This window comes from Pseudomonas sp. MF7453 (genome assembly GCF_016405455.1).
GTDB lineage: Bacteria > Pseudomonadota > Gammaproteobacteria > Pseudomonadales > Pseudomonadaceae > Aquipseudomonas > Aquipseudomonas paralactis.
Genome location: NZ_JAEKCN010000054.1, coordinates 1 through 339 on the forward strand (window position 1 = coordinate 1; position 339 = coordinate 339).

Sequence of the window (339 nt, forward strand, 5' to 3'; positions counted from 1 at the left end):
CGTGTTTGAGTTCAATACGCCGGGGCCACTGATTCCGCTGTGGCTGATACTGTTATGGGCCTTGCTGGCCACCACCTTGCGCCATTGCCTGGCCTGGAGCGCACGGCCCTGGTGGCTCGCCAGCCTGCTAGGCGCGGTGGGCGGGCCGTTGTCTTATTACGCCGGCAGTCAATTGGCAGGCGTGAGTTTTGCGTACGGCACCGCCCCAACACTGATCGGCCTGGCGCTGTTATGGGCCATGCTCTTTCCGCTGTTACACGGGGTTGCGCAGAGGCTGGAACACTGACGCCCGTCCGAGCATTCATACGCATCTGACGCACTTGCCTTACACTGCGCGCC

Annotated in this window: 1 protein-coding gene; it reads left to right on the plus strand. The window is 62.5% G+C overall.

All coding sequences use genetic code 11. The features are described 5' to 3' along the window. Positions 1-286 (plus strand): DUF2878 family protein (locus JFT63_RS29385; protein WP_198792961.1); only part of this gene is annotated, 286 nt, incomplete at its 5' end. Positions 287-339: the final 53 nt, after the last annotated feature.